The 18624-nt window shown below is 62.1% G+C and carries 21 protein-coding genes and 1 pseudogene; 11 read left to right on the top strand and 11 right to left on the bottom strand.

Annotated elements, in window-relative coordinates; all coding sequences use genetic code 11:
* Window positions 1–104 precede the first annotated feature (104 nt).
* The 3 genes from NKI72_RS28245 to NKI72_RS28235 all read right to left on the bottom strand — a co-directional run bounded on the left by NKI72_RS28245 (window position 105) and on the right by NKI72_RS28235 (window position 1600).
* Window positions 105–473, bottom strand: a complete 369-nt coding sequence (locus NKI72_RS28245) for a hypothetical protein (RefSeq protein WP_352472795.1) — start codon at window positions 471–473, stop codon at window positions 105–107.
* 88 nt (window positions 474–561) lie between these two features.
* Window positions 562–1044 (bottom strand): DUF2155 domain-containing protein, encoded by a 483-nt coding sequence (locus tag NKI72_RS28240; RefSeq protein WP_023674819.1) that lies wholly within the window; start codon window positions 1042–1044, stop codon window positions 562–564.
* 157 nt (window positions 1045–1201) lie between these two features.
* Window positions 1202–1600 (bottom strand): NADH:ubiquinone oxidoreductase subunit NDUFA12, encoded by a 399-nt coding sequence (locus tag NKI72_RS28235; protein ID WP_023674818.1) that lies wholly within the window; start codon window positions 1598–1600, stop codon window positions 1202–1204.
* A gap of 255 nt (window positions 1601–1855) precedes the next feature.
* Here NKI72_RS28235 and NKI72_RS28230 point away from each other — a divergent pair, with 255 nt between their 5' ends.
* The 5 genes from NKI72_RS28230 to NKI72_RS28210 all read left to right on the top strand — a co-directional run bounded on the left by NKI72_RS28230 (window position 1856) and on the right by NKI72_RS28210 (window position 6871).
* Window positions 1856–3016, top strand: coding sequence for a helix-turn-helix transcriptional regulator (locus tag NKI72_RS28230; RefSeq protein WP_352593827.1), 1161 nt, complete (start codon window positions 1856–1858; stop codon window positions 3014–3016).
* 208 nt (window positions 3017–3224) lie between these two features.
* On the top strand, window positions 3225–4625 hold the full coding sequence (locus tag NKI72_RS28225; RefSeq protein ID WP_352835973.1) for an ArnT family glycosyltransferase: 1401 nt from the start codon (window positions 3225–3227) through the stop codon (window positions 4623–4625).
* Window positions 4626–4719: 94 nt separating this feature from the next.
* On the top strand, window positions 4720–5019 hold the full coding sequence (locus NKI72_RS28220) for a hypothetical protein (protein ID WP_352472757.1): 300 nt from the start codon (window positions 4720–4722) through the stop codon (window positions 5017–5019).
* Window positions 5020–5166: 147 nt separating this feature from the next.
* The gene (locus tag NKI72_RS28215) at window positions 5167–6378 is read left to right on the top strand and encodes a hypothetical protein (protein ID WP_352851467.1); all 1212 of its coding nucleotides are present in this window, start codon (window positions 5167–5169) and stop codon (window positions 6376–6378) included.
* Between the two features lie 151 nt (window positions 6379–6529).
* The gene (locus tag NKI72_RS28210) at window positions 6530–6871 is read left to right on the top strand and encodes a hypothetical protein (protein WP_352851466.1); all 342 of its coding nucleotides are present in this window, start codon (window positions 6530–6532) and stop codon (window positions 6869–6871) included.
* A 16-nt stretch (window positions 6872–6887) separates the two neighbouring features.
* On the opposite strand, the gene NKI72_RS28205 is transcribed toward NKI72_RS28210, so the two are convergent.
* From NKI72_RS28205 to NKI72_RS28190, 4 genes are all read right to left on the bottom strand, one after another.
* Window positions 6888–7376 carry a GNAT family N-acetyltransferase gene (locus NKI72_RS28205; RefSeq protein ID WP_352836889.1) on the bottom strand — a complete coding sequence of 163 codons (489 nt, stop codon included), beginning with the start codon at window positions 7374–7376 and terminating at the stop codon, window positions 6888–6890.
* A 1-nt stretch (window position 7377) separates the two neighbouring features.
* Window positions 7378–8925 (bottom strand): Asp-tRNA(Asn)/Glu-tRNA(Gln) amidotransferase subunit GatB, encoded by a 1548-nt coding sequence (gatB, locus tag NKI72_RS28200; RefSeq protein ID WP_352836892.1) that lies wholly within the window; start codon window positions 8923–8925, stop codon window positions 7378–7380.
* Between the two features lie 189 nt (window positions 8926–9114).
* Complete coding sequence (locus NKI72_RS28195) at window positions 9115–9546, bottom strand: CBS domain-containing protein (protein WP_023674810.1); 432 nt, start codon at window positions 9544–9546, stop codon at window positions 9115–9117.
* A gap of 100 nt (window positions 9547–9646) precedes the next feature.
* On the bottom strand, window positions 9647–10417 hold the full coding sequence (locus NKI72_RS28190; protein WP_352541382.1) for a rhomboid family intramembrane serine protease: 771 nt from the start codon (window positions 10415–10417) through the stop codon (window positions 9647–9649).
* A 393-nt stretch (window positions 10418–10810) separates the two neighbouring features.
* On the opposite strand from NKI72_RS28190, the gene NKI72_RS28185 reads away from it, so the two are divergent.
* The 3 genes from NKI72_RS28185 (at window position 10811) to NKI72_RS28175 (ending at window position 13045) form a co-directional block, all read left to right on the top strand.
* On the top strand, window positions 10811–11449 hold the full coding sequence (locus NKI72_RS28185) for a PAS domain-containing protein (protein ID WP_023674809.1): 639 nt from the start codon (window positions 10811–10813) through the stop codon (window positions 11447–11449).
* 117 nt (window positions 11450–11566) lie between these two features.
* Window positions 11567–12184 (top strand): PilZ domain-containing protein, encoded by a 618-nt coding sequence (locus tag NKI72_RS28180; RefSeq protein ID WP_352458466.1) that lies wholly within the window; start codon window positions 11567–11569, stop codon window positions 12182–12184.
* A 261-nt stretch (window positions 12185–12445) separates the two neighbouring features.
* Window positions 12446–13045, top strand: coding sequence for a transglutaminase-like cysteine peptidase (locus NKI72_RS28175; protein WP_352836918.1), 600 nt, complete (start codon window positions 12446–12448; stop codon window positions 13043–13045).
* A gap of 301 nt (window positions 13046–13346) precedes the next feature.
* On the opposite strand, the gene NKI72_RS28170 is transcribed toward NKI72_RS28175, so the two are convergent.
* The gene (locus tag NKI72_RS28170) at window positions 13347–14243 is read right to left on the bottom strand and encodes a LysR family transcriptional regulator (RefSeq protein ID WP_352614203.1); all 897 of its coding nucleotides are present in this window, start codon (window positions 14241–14243) and stop codon (window positions 13347–13349) included.
* A 96-nt stretch (window positions 14244–14339) separates the two neighbouring features.
* Between NKI72_RS28170 and NKI72_RS28165 the strand changes: the two are divergent.
* Together NKI72_RS28165 and NKI72_RS28160 are read left to right on the top strand one after the other, a co-directional pair.
* A pseudogene (locus tag NKI72_RS28165) lies at window positions 14340–15526 on the top strand (MFS transporter).
* 30 nt (window positions 15527–15556) lie between these two features.
* Window positions 15557–16303, top strand: coding sequence for an SDR family oxidoreductase (locus NKI72_RS28160; RefSeq protein ID WP_352851465.1), 747 nt, complete (start codon window positions 15557–15559; stop codon window positions 16301–16303).
* A 57-nt stretch (window positions 16304–16360) separates the two neighbouring features.
* Here NKI72_RS28160 and NKI72_RS28155 read toward each other — a convergent pair whose 3' ends face one another.
* Both NKI72_RS28155 and NKI72_RS28150 read right to left on the bottom strand, forming a co-directional pair.
* Window positions 16361–16888, bottom strand: coding sequence for a gamma carbonic anhydrase family protein (locus NKI72_RS28155; protein WP_352836898.1), 528 nt, complete (start codon window positions 16886–16888; stop codon window positions 16361–16363).
* Between the two features lie 18 nt (window positions 16889–16906).
* Window positions 16907–17251 (bottom strand): DUF6949 family protein, encoded by a 345-nt coding sequence (locus NKI72_RS28150; protein WP_254817711.1) that lies wholly within the window; start codon window positions 17249–17251, stop codon window positions 16907–16909.
* A 119-nt stretch (window positions 17252–17370) separates the two neighbouring features.
* On the opposite strand from NKI72_RS28150, the gene NKI72_RS28145 reads away from it, so the two are divergent.
* On the top strand, window positions 17371–18102 hold the full coding sequence (locus tag NKI72_RS28145; RefSeq protein WP_352614207.1) for a hypothetical protein: 732 nt from the start codon (window positions 17371–17373) through the stop codon (window positions 18100–18102).
* A 264-nt stretch (window positions 18103–18366) separates the two neighbouring features.
* On the opposite strand, the gene NKI72_RS28140 is transcribed toward NKI72_RS28145, so the two are convergent.
* Window positions 18367–18570: a DUF3126 family protein gene (locus NKI72_RS28140; protein WP_023674799.1), complete on the bottom strand. Its 204-nt coding sequence runs from the start codon at window positions 18568–18570 to the stop codon at window positions 18367–18369.
* Between the last annotated feature and the right edge of the window lie 54 nt (window positions 18571–18624).

The following is an 18624-nucleotide window of genomic DNA, read 5'->3' as shown; positions in this document are numbered from 1 at the left end:
AGCCATCATGCGAAAGCTCATCATCCTCGCAAACGCACTACTCAGGGACAATCGGACCTGGACACCATCTCTCCCTTGACCAACACGGATACTCTTGCGGCCGGTCAGCCTTTTGCTGCCGTCACCAGCGGCGTCTGTGCGTGGAACATCATCTTCCAGCCATTGACGCGGTGGACATAGCCGGTGCTGACCAGCGCCGCATAGGCTTCGCCATCTTGCCGCGTCGCACGCGCCTCGTAGGTCAGCATGACGATGTCGCTGCCCGGCTCGATGATGCCCTTGAGGTCGATGTCGAGATCGCGCCAGCGGTTCGGGTCCGTGGCAGTTGCGGCCAGATCGGTATTGCTCATCACCCGCGCCATCTGCGGGAAGGCCACCAGGCAGTCAGTATCGGCATTGGCTTTGAAATAGTCGGCACCGCCGGTCCAGAATCCCCTTTCGATGTCGAGAAGTTCGTTCTTGTTGGCCATCATCATGGCAACCTCCTCCGTAGAGAGGCACCAACGCTCGGGCAACGCGGCGGTTCCGCAGGGCGCGGTATGCGCCGCGCACTGACAGATCCTAGTTGGTTTTGGGGGCGGCGGGTGCCGGCACGTCGGACTTCTGCTTGCAGCCCTTCAGCCAGATATCATAGACGGCATGCTCGACGGCGTTGATCCCGGGGCTTTCGGCAAACATCCAGCCGGTGAAGATACGGCGTATTTTCCGGTCGAGCGTGATCTCGTCGACCTCGACGAACGAATCCGTCTTCGGCTCTTCGTTTTCGGGCCGCGAATAGCAGATGCGCGGCGTCACCTGCAAAGCGCCGAACTGCACCGTCTCGTCGATGTAGACATCGAAGGTGATGATACGGCCGGTGATCTTGTCGATGCCGGCGAATTCAGCGACTGGATTGGTGATGCGCTCGGATACTGCCGGTGCTGCAGGCGCCACCGACGCGTCCGGCGCAGGCGGCGCCAATTCCTGCGCAGTAGCAAGCGCCACCATAGAAGCGAGAACGACCGCGGTTAATCCGCCCGTCAAAATTCGGCTGAACATGCTCATGCAAGGTCCGGTGGTTTGCGCCCGGGGTGATTCTCTTAACGCCAAGGCTAGTTGCTGCTGTCGGATCAGCAAACAGCTAAACAGCAATTGTGGCGACAAAGGACCGCCCCCGTGGGGACCGCGCCCTTGGGGACCGCGCGCGTGTCGCGGCGATCGATCACGAACCAGGCGTCCAGGCGTCGTAGTCGCCCGTCACCTGCGGACGATGCTGGTTGGTCAGCACCGAGCCTTTCGGGCGATAGGCCGCGGGGCTGCCGGTGAGGTTCGGCACATGCGGCTTTTGCCAGTCGCGTGGCTTGTAGTCTTCGCTTGGCGGCGCAACATCGACACGATGATGGATCCAGCCATGCCAGCCGGGCGGAATCGCCGAGGCTTCCGAATAGTCGCGGTAGATGACCCAGCGACGGGTGCGGCCTTCCGAATCGACGCCGCCCTCATAGTAGACGTTGCCGACCTCGTCCTGCCCGACCTTCTTGCCGTGCCGCCAGGTGTGGAAGCGCGTTCCCAATGTCTGGCTGTTCCACCAGGTGAAAAACTGCAGAAGGAAAGTCTTCATCCAAATCCTCGTGGCAAGTCCTTGAAGCAAGTCCTCGCGGCGGCTGCGGCACCTGTTCCTGCTTATGGCGTCACGGCATTGCGAAGGCAAGGGTCTTGCCGCAACAGGCGAGCAAATGGCTGACGGGAAAGCGATACGTTCATGCTATTTTCGCGGCCGTCCGAAGCAGATGAAATAGGTTGTTGGCAACCTTACGCAGCGTTATTCTAGCAGTTGAAGCTTCGTTGCCTCAAGGACGGCAAATGAGAGGGGCTCATGTCATCGCTGGCGGGCACGGCCGGTCGCGCATTGCCGCAGGTCGTTGAGGCGATCTACGATTCGATTGCCGACGTCGACCGCTGGCAGGCGACACTCGAGGCCATCTGCAATCTGGCGGAAGGCCAGCTTGCCATGCTCGCCGTCATCGACACGATCAGCAGCTCCGCGCGATTTTCGGTGTCCTGCGGCGATCCCGCAGTTCTTGAGCCGTTGAAGCATGACTACGGCTCGCAAGTGCCGTTCTATGCGGCGGTTCCCAAGATGGAGATCGACGTGCCGTTCACCGTCGATTCGATCTACGCTTTGCAAGGCCCGGATACGCGACAGAGATGGCTCGAAAGCCGCATCGTGCGCGAATGGGTGCAACCCAACCGCCTGGACGATTTCTTCTGGGTGGCGTTGATGAAGCGGCCGACCCGGATCGGCACGTTGATGGTGGTGACCGACAAGGACAGGCGCCAGATTTCCCGCGAGGATCTCGAGCTTGTCAGCCTGCTGGCACCGCATGTGCGGCGCGCGGTGACCATCGGCGACCTGTTCGAAGCCGAGCGGCGCAAGGCCGAAATCTTCCGTTCCATCATCGAAAGCCTCGACCATCCGGTGCTGATCGTGGCCGAAGACATGACCATCATCTTCGCCAACCCGTCAGCCGAAGCGCTGCTCGCCGAAAACATCTCGGTCGCTTGCGTGCGCGGACAGCTTTCCTTCACCTATGCCAACGCCAACGCCGCGATCGGCCGTGCCGTCCAGCTCGGCACGCGCGACGAATTCGCGCTCGGACCTTGCGGCATCAATATTCCCCTGGCCAGGACGGTCGTTCCGGCAGTGGCCCATGTCATGCCGCTGGCGCGGCGTGAAATCTCGGCGCGCATCTCGCAACGCGCCGCCGCAGCGATCTTCATCGCCGCGGCCGGTTCGACACCGACCCCGGCGCTGGACGCCATTGCGGCGCTGTTCGGACTGACCGCGGCAGAAAGGCGAGTCGCCGGTCACGTTGCCGCCGGCCTGACGCGAAAGGAAATTGCCGCGGCCGGCGGCGTCTCGGACGGCACCGTCAAGTCGCAGCTGGCGACGATCTTCGACAAGACCGGTACCGGCGATCAGCGCGAGCTCGAACTGTTGATGCGCGAATTGTCACCGCCGTTGCGCTCCAGTTGATTTTGCTCAGGTTCCCCGGACCGGCAGCGGTCCAAAAGACTCGGCCGGTAAGTTTTTCAAACCTTTGACACCATCGTCCGCAAAATCTGGGAAACGAAACCGGCATCGTTGCAATTCGGCCAAAATCATGGTGCGGTCGTTCGCGGTCCAGAAACGCGGCACTATGCTCGGCTGGAATGAAAATGGTTTCTGGCGCGGATCTCGATCTTTGACACCGACATCTACCGAGCGACTGCTCCCCTACCTCTTTCTGCTTGGGCTGATCGTAATCGCGGTCGCTTTCCGGCCACTGCTGCCCGTCGACGAAACGCGATATCTCAGCGTCACCTGGGAAATGTATCTGAGCGGACAGATCTTCGTCCCGACGATGAATTTCGCGCCCTATCTGCAGAAGCCGCCACTGCTGTTTTGGCTTATCGACCTTGTCTGGAACATTTTCGGCGCCAGCAGGCCGGCGGCGATGCTGGTCATCTTCGCCGCCTCCTCGCTCGTCATCTGGCTGACGACGGCTTTGGCAAAGACCCTGTTTCCGGGCCGCGACGACATCGCTCGGCGCATCCCCTGGCTGGTTGCCGGAAGCAGCGTGTTCGTCATCTATTCGACGCTGATCCTGTTCGACCTGTTGCTGACGGTCTTTGTGCTCGCCGCGCTGTTGTCGTTGATTGCCTTTGCCCGCAGCGGCAACCGCTGGCAGGCCGTTCTGGCCGGGCTGTTCATCGGCATGGGCGTGCTGACGAAAGGCCCAGTGGTGCTGATCCATATCGGCGCGCCCATCCTGTTCTACCCGTTCTGGCGCGACCGGCGGGCGGGACTGACGACACCGAACTTCCTCGCTGGAGTGGGCCTGGCCCTGCTCGCCGCACTAATTCCGGTGGCGATCTGGCTGGTGCCGGCGACCATCCTGACAAAAGGCAATTTCGTTTATGATCTCGTCTGGAACCAGTCGGCGGGGCGCGTCACCGGCAATTTGCGCAATTCGCATGGCCGGCCGTTCTATTTCTATCTGCTGCTGCTGCCCGTCATGTTCATACCGTGGATCTTCATACCCGAGGTGTGGCGGTTGAAGCTGCGCACGCGGATACGCAACCTGATCGACGCGAAGTCGCCGGATCTGCGCGCCTTGCGCCTGCTGTCATTCTCGTTCGTTGCCGTGTTTCTGGTGTTCAGCGCGATATCCGGCAAGCAGCCTCATTATGTCGTGCCGATGTTGCCGTTCGTGGTCATCCTGTTCGGCTATTTCATGGCGGAGATCCCGCTCGCCAGGCTGAAGAGCTCGGCCATCGTCATGCTTGTCATTTTCGGCATTGGCCACGCGGTGGCATCGGCAACCGCGTTCAAACGCTATGATCTGACGCCGCTCGCCAACTTCATCTACGAGCGAAAGGATGCGGACTGGGCCGTGGCTTTCGACTATCAGGGCGAAGTCGGCTTCCTGGCCCGGTTGCAAAAGCCGTTCGAAAGCACCGACAAACCGGAAGAATGGCTTGGCTCGCATCCCAGCGGCTATGTCATCGACAAGGTTTCCAAGGATCCCGGCACTGCAGGGCAAATCGCGTTCCGGCTTCGCGTCGAACGCGGCTATCTCGTCGTGCTGAAGGGACAGCATTGACGATCGTCACCGGTATGCGAGTTCGTCCCCCGCGCGGGAGATGAAGGCGTTGCTGCTTCGTGGTTCCATCGCTCGATAGAACCGGGAGGTATTCATGCGCAAGCTCATCTCGACGACGCTTTTTGCCGTATCGCTCGCTGTGGCCGGCCTTGCCGCCGATCCGGCATGGAGCTTCAAATGTCAGTCCGGAACGATTGGGCAAGGCAGTTGCTCCTGCTCCGGGACCGCCGACTGCACCGATATGCGGCATTCCAAAATGTGCAAGGGCGACCTGAACTGCGGTTCGGGCAAATGCTCCTGCACGGCCGCATTGGTAGTCGACCCCGGCCCGAAAACCCCCAAGCCCAAGGTCGTCGCGCCGATGGCGACAACCAAAGGCGTCGTGAAGCAGTAGATATCCAATCCGAAAGGACGGCGTCTCGACGTCGCTGGGCCGGCCCGATGTTTCGCGGTTCGTCCCCCATGCGGGCGATGAACCGCTGTCGAAGAAATGGTGTTGTCTAGCCGGAGGGTGGTTTCCAACCGAAAGAGCGAGGATACCATGTTGAAAACCTGCACGATGCTGTTCTTCTGCCTGATGGCGGCCGCCGCGGCCGCCCAGCCGCCGCCGTCGGGGCCGCCGGTTCCCAGTGCGGCACTTGCCCCATGCAACGCCACACAATCGAACAGGCCCTGCAAAGCCGAACTCGGCGTGTTCCTGATCACCAACACCGTCCGCAACCTGGCGCAAGCCAAGGTCGACGCCACCAACGCACAGCTGGCCGCCCAGGGACGATCATCACGCGCATCGATCGAATCGCTGAAGCAATGGCGGCCGTCGCGCTTTGCGACGCAGATGCTGAACCAGCCGAACAGCTGGTTTGTCAAAGTTCCTTACATCCTGAACATCAAAGTCTCGATCCCGGTGACCTCCGACCGCCACATCGGCATTCCCATAGACGTCAACGTCTTCTGCAGCGGCTGGCAGACCGATTCCAGCCAGGTCATCATTCGCTCGCAACCCGGCCCGGCGAGCTTCGAGGGCGGCAACATCCTCGAAGACGTTTTCAACGTCGGCAACTACATCGACGCTCAGGTACGCAGCTCGTTTTCGGCACCCCTGCCGGTGACGACGCCGGTTCCAAATTCGAAATGCTCGGCAATAGACGGCTCCGATGCCGGCACGCAGGCCACCGGCGATGATCTCATCTTCTGGACGGTGCCGCGGCGCAACCTGGTGGTGACGGACGCCATAGCCAAGCCGACGGTTGAAGTGACCTTCGACAGCCTCACACGCCTGCCAGCCCGCGACTTCCACAACAATGTCGTCTATGCGGAATCCGAGGCCATAAACCTCAACGTCTATGCCAATGAGGACGGCGTTCAGAAAGCCCTGACGATGCGCGAAGGCGACGTGGCTGCGCTGAACCTTCCCGTACTCAGGCTCGACGCGCGAAAATACGATTCGCTGGTCGTCATCGGCAATGTCGACCAGCCGCCGAACGATCCCAGAGACAGCGCCTTCGCGGTAGCGGCCAAGACTGCGGGATTCGGTGCCGGTTCCAAGATCATGCAGATCCCGAAGTGGTATTCGAGGCCTCCGGACCAGTTCAATCCCAAGCCTACATGGATCAGAGTTCCCGGCTATGAGCTGCACTATACGGTGCGCTATCTCAACAGCGGCGGGCTGGCCGTCGACGGTGGAGCCAGTACGGTCCGGCCTCCAAAAGTCGCCGTTCCGATAAAGACGCTCATCAAGCCGAAAACGCCCTGACGCGGCCGCTCGCGGATGACGGCGGCGGTTCAGACCGCTGCCGCCTTCCCCCGCGCGGCAGATGCGGCAGCGCCGGCATCATGGCCTGATCTTGCCGGAACAAACGCGCCGCTGCGCCACGAGCGAGCGGCGCCATCGATGGAGACAAACGATGCTGCACCTCCCTCACACCATGCCCGCCGTCAGGATCATTGCGGCAATCTCGCTGCTTGCCTTCCCGAACTTCCTGCCGCCGGTCACGAGCCCGGCGAACGCGCTGCCGGTCAGCCAATCCTGCCGGATCACCACCTATTACAAGACTGTGGCAAAGGCGACGGAGGTTGGCGTGCGCTCGACGTGCCAGGGCGTCAAAAAATGGGGCGTCACCTCGAAATATTACGAGGTGGAAAAAATCGAAGCCGCCACGCCCCCGCACACGTCGGGCGGCGGCGGCAGCCTGCCGTGCGAGTTTCTCGCTGCCGGCTGCTCCAACCTGCCTGAGAAACGCAACTGAGCGTCAGGCGAACGAGCTATCCGAGTTGCTTCTCCAAAACCAGCGCCGGCAAGCCCGAGGCGCCGCCGCAATCGGCCGTGTTGCCGGCGGGCAAGAACCCTCGCGAGCGGTAAAAGGCGACGGCCGGAGCATTTGCTTCCTCGACCTTGACGCGCAGCGTCCGGGCCTCCGGAAAGCTGGCCTCGATCTCGTCCAGCAGCGCCTGGCCGATGCCTTGCCTCTGCCAGGCCGGATGCACGTAAAGCTGGTTCAGCATGACGATCCTGGCATCCGTGGTGGCGGCGGCGAAAGCCATGCCGCCGATGCTTTTGCCGTCATCGGCGAGCAGGAACTCCGAGTTGGGCCGCGTCAGCCGTGCCTTGAGCGCGGCGATCGAATGCCATTCATCGGTGATTTCGGTAACCCGCGCCGCGCCGTAGATGGCATCATAGGTGGCATGCCATGTCTCGACCAGCAATGCGCGCACCGCCGCAAGATCGCGCTCGCCGGCGGTGCGGACGAACATCCTACTCGATCCCGAGCCTGGCCTTGACCAGCTCGTTGACCGCCTGTGGATTGGCCTTGCCGCCGGTCGCCTTCATCACCTGGCCGACGAACCAGCCGGCCATGGTCGGCTTGGCGCGCGCCTGTTCGACCTTGTCCGGGTTGGCCGCGATCACCTCGTCCACCGCCTTTTCGATGGCGCCGGTATCGGTGACCTGCTTCATGCCGCGGCTTTCGACCAGCTGACGCGGATCGCCGCCCTCGTTCCAGACGATCTCGAACAGATCCTTGGCGATCTTGCCGGAGATGGTGCCTTCCCGCATCAGGACGACAATGGAAGCCAACTGGCTGGGTGAGATAGGGCATTCGCCGATAGCAACGCCGGCGTTTCTAAGTGCACCGAACACCTCGTTGACGATCATGTTCGAAATTCCATGAGCGACGGTATGGCCAGCGCCTTGCTTTTCTTCAACAGCCACACCCTCAGCGCGAACAGCCTCCAACACCTTCTCGAAATATTCTGAATCTGCCAACTCCGACGTCAGAACGTCGGCATTATATTCCGAGAGCCCAAAATCCTTCATGAAACGGGCGCGTTTTTCGTCCGGCAGTTCTGGCAATTCCTTGGCGAGCGCGTCGACATAGGCCTGGTCGAATTCCAGGGGCAGAAGGTCCGGATCAGGGAAATAGCGGTAGTCATGCGCCTCTTCCTTGGTGCGCATTGAGCGCGTCTCGCCCTTGACGGCGTCGAACAGCCGCGTTTCCTGGTCGATCTTGCCGCCGTCCTCGAGAATGGCAATCTGGCGGCGCGCCTCGTACTCGATGGCCTGGCCGATGAAACGGATGGAGTTGACGTTCTTGATCTCGCAGCGCGTACCGAATTCGCCGCCGGGCCGGCGCACCGAGACGTTGACGTCGGCGCGCAGCGAGCCTTCGTCCATATTGCCGTCGCACGTGCCGAGGTAGCGCACGATGGTGCGCAGCTTGGTGACATAGGCCTTGGCTTCATCGGCGGAGCGCATATCCGGCTTGGAGACGATCTCCATCAGCGCCACGCCGGAGCGGTTGAGATCGACATAGGACATCGTCGCATGCTGGTCGTGCATCGACTTGCCGGCGTCCTGCTCCAGATGCAGGCGCTCGATGCCGACCTCGATGTCCTCGAATTCGCCCTGCCGGTCCGGGCCGACCGAGACGATCACCTTCCCCTCGCCGACGATCGGCTGCTTGAACTGCGAGATCTGGTAGCCCTGCGGCAGGTCGGGATAGAAATAGTTTTTCCTGTCGAAGACCGATTTGTGGTTGATCTCGGCCTTCAGGCCCAGCCCGGTGCGGATCGCCTGCTTGACGCATTCCTCGTTGATGACCGGCAGCATGCCGGGCATCGCCGCGTCGACCAGGCTGACATTGGCGTTGGGCGCGGCGCCGAAAATGGTCGAGGCGCCGGAAAACAGCTTTGCCTGCGAGGTCACCTGCGCGTGGACCTCGAGGCCGATGATGATCTCCCAGTCGCCGGTGGCGCCGGGAACCAGGCGCTTGGCGTCGGGCGTGCGGGTGTCGATAATGCTCATAAGGGCCTGCATACTGAAATTGCGGATATGCGAGAACGCATATTTTGCTGTGCAACTTCGCTAGTGCAAACCGCCAAAAGAGACAAGCGCAAAGCCGCAGGCGCCGACGCGGCACAGGCCCGCACCTGCCGCGACGAACTGCGATAGCAGCTTGAAAAATCGACCTGCCGGCAACCCGGCCGCCGTCACCTATGCCGTGGCGATATAGGCCCTGATCTCCTCGGCCTCGCGCTCGACATCCTCGATGCGCCGCTTGACCACGTCGCCGATCGACACGATGCCGTCGAGCAGCCCGTTCTTTTCCACCGGCAGATGGCGGAAGCGGCCCTTGGTCATGATCTCCATGACCTCGTTGACGGTGTGGTTCTCATTGCAGATCTTCACCTTGGGCGTCATCGCCGAGCGGACGGCAAGGTCGAGCGCCGCCGCCCCCTCTTTGGCGAGAACCCGCACCACATCGCGCTCGGAAAGAATGCCGACGATCTTGTGATCGCCGTTGGTGATGACCAGCGCGCCGATCCTGTGTTCGGAAAGCATGCGGATGGCTTCGCTGAGCTTTTCGTTCGGCCCGAGCGTCACCACGTCGTGGCCTTTTGCCTCGAGAATTGCCTTAACAGTCATGGCGTCCTCCTCTGCATTTCCTGCCGGCTCCTGCCCTGGCCGGCTTGCCCTGGGATGAACATGGTGCGCCGCGAACGGTTGCATTTCAAGTGCGGTCGTCTCAGGTCTCCGGCTCGTCCGCCTGCCGGGGCACCTGCTCTCGCCGATCAAAAAACCGCAGGCCGAAAAAGCCGGCAAGAAAGCCGCCAATATGGGCTTCCCAGGCGATCTGGCCGTCAATGCCAGGCGCCAGGCCGAAGAGGCCGGTCGCGAGGTTGATCACCATCCACATGGCGAGAAAGGTGACGACGCCGCGCGAGCGCAGCACCGCCGCCATCGGCAAAGGCTGGCCGGCGAAGGCGGCCTTGCCCGACGATCGGTCGATGCGGAAGCCGTAGCGTGCCGCCGCGCCCATCATGCCGGAAATCGCGCCGGAGGCGCCGACCAGCGGCGCCTCGCCAAGCGGGTGCATGGCCCAGAACAACGCCACCGCCGCCAGTCCGGTCGCGGCGAAGAACAGGCTGAAGCGCAGCGCGCCGAAGCGGTTGGCCAACGGTGAGCCGAAGGCCGCGAGCCACACCATGTTGATGGCAAGATGGGCAAAGCCGCCATGCAGGAAGGCATAGGTAAAGGGGCTCGAAAACGCGAAGAAATCCAGATCGAAGCGGCCCGAATAGCGGATGGGGACAAAGGCAGCCCGGACAAGCAGTTCGAAGTCCTGGTCGTCGGTCAGCCAATAGACCCGGATCAGATGGACCGCGACGCAGATGCCGATCACCGCCAGCACCACGGGCGGCAGGTTGAACACCGGTTCGCGGCGCTGCTCCGGTTCGCGGGCGGCAGGCCCACCCTGACCCTGCTCGATCTCCGGTGGGCTTTCTGGGTCGCTCATATGGCTTGCACTCAGTCGCTGGATTGGACTTGGCGAGCATGTAGATCACGGCCAACCGAATCACAAACGGCGAATCAGCAGCCCCGAATCAAAAAAAGAAGCCGTCCAAGGTTTCCCTTGAACGGCTGGTCGAGCCCCCTTGCTCCCCCTGAACTCTTGACTGAAGTGCTGCCGATCGTCGCAAAACGACCGCTTCTGGAGTGGTTTTGGTGTGCCACAGGCCTGGCCGGCGCGCAACGTAAACCAGTTGTTAACCTTAACCGCCCCGACCCGTGAACAAGTATTAACGATGCTGGCACGCATCCTGCTCCGCAACGCATGTAGGTCTTCGGAGGGCGCCCTTCTGTTCACCGATGGGACATCAGAAGACAGAATGCGCGGAGCAGCATTAGCATGAACCAGACCGGATCGATCACGCTGTTCCATTATTGGAACCGGTTGCGTGACGGACGCCCTGCCCCGAAGCGCTCGGAAGTCGAACCCGCCGACATCAAGTCGCTGCTGGCCGACACGTTCATCCTGGAAAAGGACACGCGCGGCGAAGCGGTGTTCCGGCTGGCCGGCACCAGGCTCTGCGCGGTCTATGGCCGCGAACTCAAGGGGTTTTCATTCCCTTCGCTGTGGCGCGAGAAGGACCAGCGGCTGATTTCGAAGCTGACCGATGGCGTCTTCGACCTGAAATCGGTGGTGCTCATCACCTACGAGGGTTTCAGCCGCAGCGGCCGTTCCAACAGGTTCGAGCTGCTCGCGCTGCCGCTCGACGGCGGTGTCGAGAGCCCGCGTTGCCTCGGTGTTATAAGTGCCGTCGAAAAGCCCTTCTGGCTGGGCGCCGACCCGGTTCTCGACGCGCTGATCGATTCGATCCGCGTCGTCGATCCCGACAAGGAGCCGATGTTCCCGGGGAACCGGCCGGCGATAGAGGTTCCCTCGCTCGCCCCGTCGGAATTCGACCCGCCCGAGACGATTTCGGCGCTCGGCCAGGCCCGCCGCATCCGTCACCTGGTCGTCTTCGACGGCGGACGCGAGGAATGATGCCTAAAGCTTAAAGCAATGGCGCCGGGCTTTCCCCTTTGTTAACCTGCTTTGTTGTAGTTTTCCGCTGAAATTCCCCGCATCCATGCGCGGAATGCCGAACGGGGTATGGCAGTGATGAGGTCAGCGGCGGTCGACCATGCGCCGTCCCAAGCTGAAAGGCGTAACTTTCAGCGCGTCCGCGTGAAAATTTACGGACGCTTCATGCTGGAAGACCGCACCGAACATCCCTGCCAGGTGGTCGACATGTCGCCCGGCAACGTTGCGCTGCGCACCGAGCGCGCCGGCCTGGCTGGCGAAAAGGTCATTGCCTATATCGATCACATCGGCCGCATTGAAGGCGTCATCACCCGCACGCTGCAGGATGGCTTTGCGATGACCGTCATCGCGTCGGAGCGCAAGAGGGACAAGCTCGCCGCGCAACTGACCTGGCTTGCCAACAAGCACGAGCTCGACCTGCCGGAAGACCGCCGCCATGAACGCGTCGCACCGCGCAACCCGACGAGCGTGCTGCAGCTTGCCGACGGACGCCAGTACCAGTGCCGCATCATCGACCTGTCGCTGTCGGGCGCGGCGATCGAGATCGACGTCAAGCCGGCCATCGGCGTCCAGGTGACGCTGGGCACCATGCGCGGCCAGATAGTGCGGCATTTCGAAGATGGCGTCGCCATAGAGTTCGCCGTCATCCAGCGGCCGGAAACGCTCGATACCGAATTCAGCTCATCGCGCGGCTGACGCGGAAGCGTTAGCACTATCGGGAAGAGAGGCTGGCGATCCTTCGCGCCCCCTCTGTCCCGCCATCCCAGTTGTTCGAACGGTGCGACGAAGCATGGGAACATGCCCGGCTGGAATCCTTAAACAATTCTATATTCAATTGCGTCAAATTTTATGTTTATTCTATCGGCGTTTTACTTAATGTCTACTTCGCGCTTTTGCGTCAAATAAATCCAGCCGTGTCATTGTCTCCTCAAACGGGGAGACTGAATAATGAACAGGATGAGGGGCAAGCTGTTGCTGGCGGCAATAGCGATGCAGCTTTTCGGTTGGGGGACTGTAAACGCGGCGGAGCCGGCCTTCATGCACACCGGCGGCCGCACCACGCAGCCGGTCGGACACTACGAAATGTGCCAGCAGCTTCCGCAGGAATGCAATCAGAGGACGCCTGGCCGGGCGCCCGTCGAGCTGACCCGCAAGCTGTGGGCGACGATCGTCAAGATCAATAATTCGGTCAACAGCAGGGTCGCGCCGCGCACCGACATGGAAATGTGGGGCAAGGAGGAAGTCTGGTCTTTTCCCAATAGCGGCTTCGGCGACTGCGAGGACTATGCGCTGGAAAAGCGCCGCGAGCTGATGAGCATCGGCGTGCCGGCCGGCGATCTGCTGATGACGGTGGTGCGCCAGCGCAATGGCGACGGCCATGCGGTGCTGACCGTGCGCACCAGCCTTGGCGAGTTCATCCTCGACAATCTCCAGCCCAAGGTGCTGTCCTGGACCAATACCGGCTACACCTACCTGAAGCGCCAGTCCGAGCGGAATTCCGGCGCCTGGGTGACGATCAACGACGGCCGCTCCGACGCGGTCGCCAGCGTCCGCTGAGGACGCCAAGGCATGTCGCCCAAAAGCGCGTAGCGGTTTTGGGATAACGACATGCATAAAGCAGAGGTTAAGTGCGTCGCATGACTTCGCGCTTGAGGAGAAACCCGGTCGAGTCCCCACCCTCCCCGTCCCCAACGACCGGGTTTAAGGAGCCGGCCCCGTCCCCGGGCCGGCTCCACCATTTTTGGCGGAACACATCTCGATAAAGTTATCTCGGCTTTGCCTCCAACTGCGCTTCGTCATCCAAGCTGTCTCACGATCGTTTGTGGGATACGAGCTCCCGTTTGACGTCGAAACGCTGTTACTTGCCCCTGATACGGAACGCGTCGACAAAGGCGGAAAACGCCGGAGAGGGATGGCGCCGGCTTGGATAGTACAGGTGGTAACCCTGGAACGTTGGGCACCATTTGGTCAGGACTTCTTGGAGAAGGCCACTCTCAATGTGTGGAAGGACGAGTTCGCGCGGCAGATAGGCCAAGCCCACTCCGTCAAGCGCGGCCTGGATCGCCGGCCCCATGTTGTTAAGCGTCAGTTGCCCCTCGACCCGAGCACTGAACTCGCGCGCTCCTTCCCGCAATTCCCAGGCATAGACCGATCCTGACGTCGGCAGCCGGTAGTTGATGCAGTTATGGTCGGTCAGCTCCTGCGGCGTCTCCGGCGGTGTCCGGTGGGCGAAGTAATGGGGTGAGCCGACCACAGTGTAGGTCACGTCGGCTCCGATGCGCACGGCTACCATATCCCGGGCAATGGACTCGCCCAGACGCACGCCGGCATCGAACTGGCGCTCGACGATGTTGGTGAAGGCGTTGTCGACCACCAACTCGACATTGATATCGGGGAAGTCGCTCAGGAACTTTGGCAGCCGGGTGCGGAAGACAATGTCGACCGAATCGTCGGTGCACACCAGGCGAATGTTGCCGGACGGCCTGTCGCGAAGGACGCCGAGAGCGCTGACCTCAGCCGCGATGCCTTCGAAATGCGGTTCGATGCCTTCCTTGAGGCGTTGACCGGCCGCCGTCGGGGCCACGTCGCGCGTGGTGCGAGACAGAAGACGGACGCCAAGCCGCGACTCCAGCGACTTGATGGTGTGGCTAAGGGCCGAAGGAGTGACCCCGAGCTTGGCGGCTGCTCGGGTGAAGCTCCGCGTCCGGGTGATCTCCAGGAACGCGCGCATTTCGGCGAACTCGTCGCGTGGCATTGATGAGCCTCATTCACAACCACATCAAAATTATACCCGCTAGTCGCATTTGGCCAGCCCGACTACTTAGTTCGGGAACGGACAGGAGACTGCCTTATGACCATCGATTTCGTGCTGGACGAGGCCACTGCTGCTGACAGCGGGACGACCCCATGGTCTGCGGTGGTCTGCCTGTCGCTGCTGACCTTCCTTCTGGTCGGACTGGAGTTCCTCCCGGTGAGCCTGCTCACCCCGATCGCTCAGGATCTGGCCGTCTCCGAGGGTCAGGCAGGCCAGGCAATCGCGGTATCCGGATTCTTCGCCGTGGTTACCAGCCTCTTCGGCAACTCGCTGTGCGAAACGTCGATCGACGGACGGTGGTTGTGGTCTATACGGCAGTGCTGGCCGCATCGAGCCTGGCGGTGGCGCTTGCTCCCAACTTCCTGGTCTTCCTGGCCGGGCGGGCGCTGGTGGGCATCGCGATTGGCGGTTTCTGGTCACTGTCGACGGCCATTCTGGCCCGCCTGGCCGCGGGACCCGACCTGCCCAAGGCCATTGCCTTGCTCCAGGGTGGCACTGCCTTCGCATTGGTGATCGCCGCGCCCGTCGGCAGCTTCCTCGGATCGCTGATCGGATGGCGGGGAACCTTTTTCGTCACTGTCCCCATCGGCCTTGCGGCGCTCGTGTGGCAGTTGGCCGTTCTCCCGAAGATGCCGCCGATAGAGATCGCCTCGGTGTCGAGCATGTTCGGCCTGCTGCGGAATCGCAGATTCGCCATCGGCATGGGCGCGACCGGGCTCGCTTTCATCGGGCAGAACGCGCTCTCGATCTATCTGCGGCCGTTTCTGGAAAACGTGACGGGCCTTGAGGTCAACACCCTCTCACTGGCTCTATTGGGCGTCGGCCTCGGTGGCGTGGCGGGACTGTCGATTGTCGGCTTCATACTCCGGCAGCACCTCACAGCCGTGCTGATCGGGCTGCCGAGTGCACTCGCGGTCTTCGCTCTACTGCTGATTGCCTTTGGACCGTTTGCACGCGCCACGGCCGGCCTGCTGGTTCTTTGGGGACTGTTCGCTACCCCGATCCCGGTGGCGTGGAACACCTGGATGAGCACGCTCATCCCTGAAGACCTGGAGGCCGGGGGCGGACTCCAGGTCGCCCTGATCCAGTTCGCGATCGCAGGCGGCGCTATTGCAGGAGGCCTGCTGTTCGACGTGGCCGGCTGGTGGAGCGCCTTCCTTCTCGCCGCCGTCCTGCTCACGGGCTCGGCCTTGCTCGCCGCCTCGGCCGGCCCCCGCACCTGAACTCTTTCAATTCTTGTCTAGGAGAATCTCATGTCCAAAGGAATCGAGAACAAGGTCGTCGTCATCACCGGTGCCAGCAGTGGCCTCGGTGAAGCGACGGCACGCCATCTTGCCGCACGAGGCGCTTCCGTGGTCCTGGGTGCACGGCGGTCACACCGCATCGACGCCCTTGTCCAGGAACTGACCGCCGCTGGGCACAAAGCCAAGGCCGTTACTACCGACGTCACCGACGCCGGCCAGGTCCAGAATCTGGTGAACACGGCGGTCCGGGAATTCGGCCGCATCGACGTGATGCTCAACAATGCGGGCCTCATGCCGTTGGCCCCGCTCGAACGGCTCAAGGTCGACGAATGGGACCGGATGATCGACGTCAACATCAAGGGCGTCCTTTACGGCATCGCGGCCGCGCTTCCGTACATGAAGGAGCAGCGATCGGGGCACATTATCAATGTCTCGTCCGTATACGGCCATGTGGTCGACCTGGGTGCGGCGGTCTATTGCGCCACCAAGTTCGCGGTGCGTGCGCTATCCGAGGGTCTGCGGAAAGAGGTGAAACCCTACAATATCCGCACCACGGTGATCTCGCCGGGCGCTGTCAGCACAGAGTTGCTCGAGCATATCAGCGAGAAGGATATCCAGCAGGGGACCAGGGACTTCGTGAGCAAGATCGCCGTGGGGCCAGATACGTTTGCCCGAACGGTCGCCTTCGCGATCAACGAGCCCGACGACGTCGATATCAACGAGATCTTGTTCCGGCCGACCGCCCAGCCGGTTTGACTTGGAAGGGGTTATGCTTCGGTATCTTAAGGCCCGGCTCCGCCATTTCCGGGTCGGCTAGACCTTCTTCAGCCCCGCCCTGAACCGCCTGCCGTTTGCCACATAATGCGCGGCCGAGGCGCGCAGCCTGGCGACTGCGTCCTCGTCGAGCATCCTGACGACGCGCGCGGGCGAGCCGACGATCAGCGAATTGTCGGGAAATTGCTTGCCTTCGGTGACCAGCGCGCCGGCACCGACCAGCGAGTTGTTGCCGATCTTCGCCCCATTCAGCACGATGGCGCCCATGCCGATCAGGCTGTTGTCGCCGATCGTGCATCCGTGCAGCAAGGCACGGTGGCCGATCGTGCAGCCTTGGCCGACGGTCAGCGGAAAGCCGGCGTCGGTGTGCATGATTGTGTGCTCCTGCACGTTTGTGTCGGCGCCGACGACGATCGGCTCGTCGTCGCCGCGGACGACGACGCCGAACCAGAAGCCGGCATTGCGGCCAATCCTGATATTGCCGATCAGGGTGGCATCGGGCGCGATCCAGTTGCTGTCGGCGTCGTCGAAGGCGGGCGCTTTTCCGTCAATCGCGTAGATCGGCATTGCTGTCTCCAGATCGTCTCACACCGACAAGCTGCCAGACCCTAGAAGCGAAGCCGCCCAGGACGCAATGGCGATCACCACCATGCCCAGCGCCAGTGCCCAGATGGTCGCCGTACAGCCGCAGGAGATCAGCCCCAGCACCGAGATGCGACGCTCGCGCCAGGCGTCCAGCGCCTCGTTGGCGAACATCAGCGGCCCGGCGCAAGCCGTTGCGGCGAGTGAGCGCAGCATGTGCTTCGACGATACATAAGGCTGGACGAAGGCAAGCCTGCGGCCGGCGATCAGCTCCATCGCCGATCCGGCCAGGCCGCAAGCCGTCAGCCCAGCCATAAAACTGAATATGATTTGTTCGACGGGGCCCATCTTTACCCTCCGTTTACCATGAAATCGCACAGTCGCCCGCAAAGCTGCGAAGCAAGAGCCGTGCCGCGCCGAGATGTGCCGTTCAGGCACACCCGATGGCACGGCAAACGAGGATTGTGATGAAGCAGGCAGCCGCCACTGAGGGCCCGCAACTCAGCGTCGTCGATTCGACGCTGATGAGGCGGGTGTTTTATGCATTCGCGACGCTGGCGCTGGTTTCGGTGGCGATCAGCCTCGGCGGCAAATGGTTCGGCCGCTCGATCGCCATGGCCGGGTACACCGACGACACCACGGTCCACAGGGTCGTCATCGGCAACAACGTCATCGCCGTGCCGGCCAATGTCATCCGCTTTGCCCAGGCCCGGCGCGACGGCATCGCCTCGCGACTCGACCTCTATCTGCGCTATCCCGAGATGGATGGCTACAGCGAGGCTGCCCGCAACGACTTCAACCACACCGGACCCAGCAAGGACATCGTCTTCCTGTCGTTCGAGCCGCAGATGATGTCGCGCGACATGAGCGGCCGCTTCGCGCCGATCTACAGCGCGCTGATCGCCAAGCCGGGTACGCCCGGCCCTGGCGGCACCACGCTTTACGCCTTCAGCGAAAAATCAGGCTATCTCAACGAAGTGCTGGCGGTCGCCGATCGCCCCGGCGAGGATCCGTTCGTCGCACGCTGCCTGAGCGGCCCGAGCGCGGACGAATCGCTGGCGCCCTGCGAACGCGACATCCTGGTCGGCGACAATCTCAGCCTCACCTACCGCTTCCCCCGGGAATTCCTGGGCGACTGGCAGGGGCTCGACGCGGCGATTTCTGCCGAAGCAGCGCGTGTGCAGAAGACCGGGCGATAAGCAACGAAACGAGCCATTCCGTAGCGATCCTTCGCGCCCCTCTCTGTCCTGCCGGACATCTCCCCCACGAGGGGGGAGATCGGCCGTCATCTTGGCTTTCGCCAATCTCCAATGTTGCAGGAAGAGCGCAGCGCCGAGGCTGCCAATCTCCCCCTTCGTGGGGGAGATGGCTGGCAGGCCAGAGGGGGCGCTGTCCCACCGGCGTCCTGCAAGGTTCCGTACCGCCGCAGCACTTGAGGCGTAGCGGCCAGCTAAACTCCCAGCTCAGGCCAGATCGATGTCGAGGATCGCCATCGAGAAATTATAGTCCCCATCGTCCTCGTCCTTGAAGACGATGCCGAGGAACTCGTCGCCGACATAGACCTCGGCCGAATCTTCCTTGCGCGGCCGCGCCTTCACTTCGAGTTTAGGGTTCTGGAAGGTGCGCTTGAAATAGGCGTCCAGCTTTCTGATTTCGTCCGGCTTCAACAGTCTTCTCCGATCGTCGGCTTCTTCGTTTGAGCGCGCTTCTGGCACGTCGAC

Origin of the sequence: Mesorhizobium sp. M0437, from assembly GCF_040321335.1 — a bacterium.
GTDB lineage: Bacteria > Pseudomonadota > Alphaproteobacteria > Rhizobiales > Rhizobiaceae > Mesorhizobium.
This window is presented reverse-complemented; position numbering and strand designations above follow the sequence as displayed.

Excerpts from the sequence above, each read along its gene's own strand:
- NKI72_RS28245 (WP_352472795.1), bottom strand. The coding sequence starts at position 473 with ATGATGGCCAACAAGAACGAACTTCTCGACATCGAAAGGGGATTCTGG.
- NKI72_RS28240 (WP_023674819.1), bottom strand. The coding sequence starts at position 1,044 with ATGAGCATGTTCAGCCGAATTTTGACGGGCGGATTAACCGCGGTCGTT.
- NKI72_RS28235 (WP_023674818.1), bottom strand. The coding sequence starts at position 1,600 with ATGAAGACTTTCCTTCTGCAGTTTTTCACCTGGTGGAACAGCCAGACA.
- NKI72_RS28230 (WP_352593827.1), top strand. The coding sequence starts at position 1,856 with ATGTCATCGCTGGCGGGCACGGCCGGTCGCGCATTGCCGCAGGTCGTT.
- NKI72_RS28220 (WP_352472757.1), top strand. The coding sequence starts at position 4,720 with ATGCGCAAGCTCATCTCGACGACGCTTTTTGCCGTATCGCTCGCTGTG.
- NKI72_RS28215 (WP_352851467.1), top strand. The coding sequence starts at position 5,167 with ATGTTGAAAACCTGCACGATGCTGTTCTTCTGCCTGATGGCGGCCGCC.
- NKI72_RS28210 (WP_352851466.1), top strand. The coding sequence starts at position 6,530 with ATGCTGCACCTCCCTCACACCATGCCCGCCGTCAGGATCATTGCGGCA.
- NKI72_RS28205 (WP_352836889.1), bottom strand. The coding sequence starts at position 7,376 with ATGTTCGTCCGCACCGCCGGCGAGCGCGATCTTGCGGCGGTGCGCGCA.
- gatB (WP_352836892.1), bottom strand. The coding sequence starts at position 8,925 with ATGAGCATTATCGACACCCGCACGCCCGACGCCAAGCGCCTGGTTCCC.
- NKI72_RS28195 (WP_023674810.1), bottom strand. The coding sequence starts at position 9,546 with ATGACTGTTAAGGCAATTCTCGAGGCAAAAGGCCACGACGTGGTGACG.
- NKI72_RS28190 (WP_352541382.1), bottom strand. The coding sequence starts at position 10,417 with ATGAGCGACCCAGAAAGCCCACCGGAGATCGAGCAGGGTCAGGGTGGG.
- NKI72_RS28185 (WP_023674809.1), top strand. The coding sequence starts at position 10,811 with ATGAACCAGACCGGATCGATCACGCTGTTCCATTATTGGAACCGGTTG.
- NKI72_RS28180 (WP_352458466.1), top strand. The coding sequence starts at position 11,567 with ATGAGGTCAGCGGCGGTCGACCATGCGCCGTCCCAAGCTGAAAGGCGT.
- NKI72_RS28175 (WP_352836918.1), top strand. The coding sequence starts at position 12,446 with ATGAGGGGCAAGCTGTTGCTGGCGGCAATAGCGATGCAGCTTTTCGGT.
- NKI72_RS28170 (WP_352614203.1), bottom strand. The coding sequence starts at position 14,243 with ATGCCACGCGACGAGTTCGCCGAAATGCGCGCGTTCCTGGAGATCACC.
- NKI72_RS28160 (WP_352851465.1), top strand. The coding sequence starts at position 15,557 with ATGTCCAAAGGAATCGAGAACAAGGTCGTCGTCATCACCGGTGCCAGC.
- NKI72_RS28155 (WP_352836898.1), bottom strand. The coding sequence starts at position 16,888 with ATGCCGATCTACGCGATTGACGGAAAAGCGCCCGCCTTCGACGACGCC.
- NKI72_RS28150 (WP_254817711.1), bottom strand. The coding sequence starts at position 17,251 with ATGGGCCCCGTCGAACAAATCATATTCAGTTTTATGGCTGGGCTGACG.
- NKI72_RS28145 (WP_352614207.1), top strand. The coding sequence starts at position 17,371 with ATGAAGCAGGCAGCCGCCACTGAGGGCCCGCAACTCAGCGTCGTCGAT.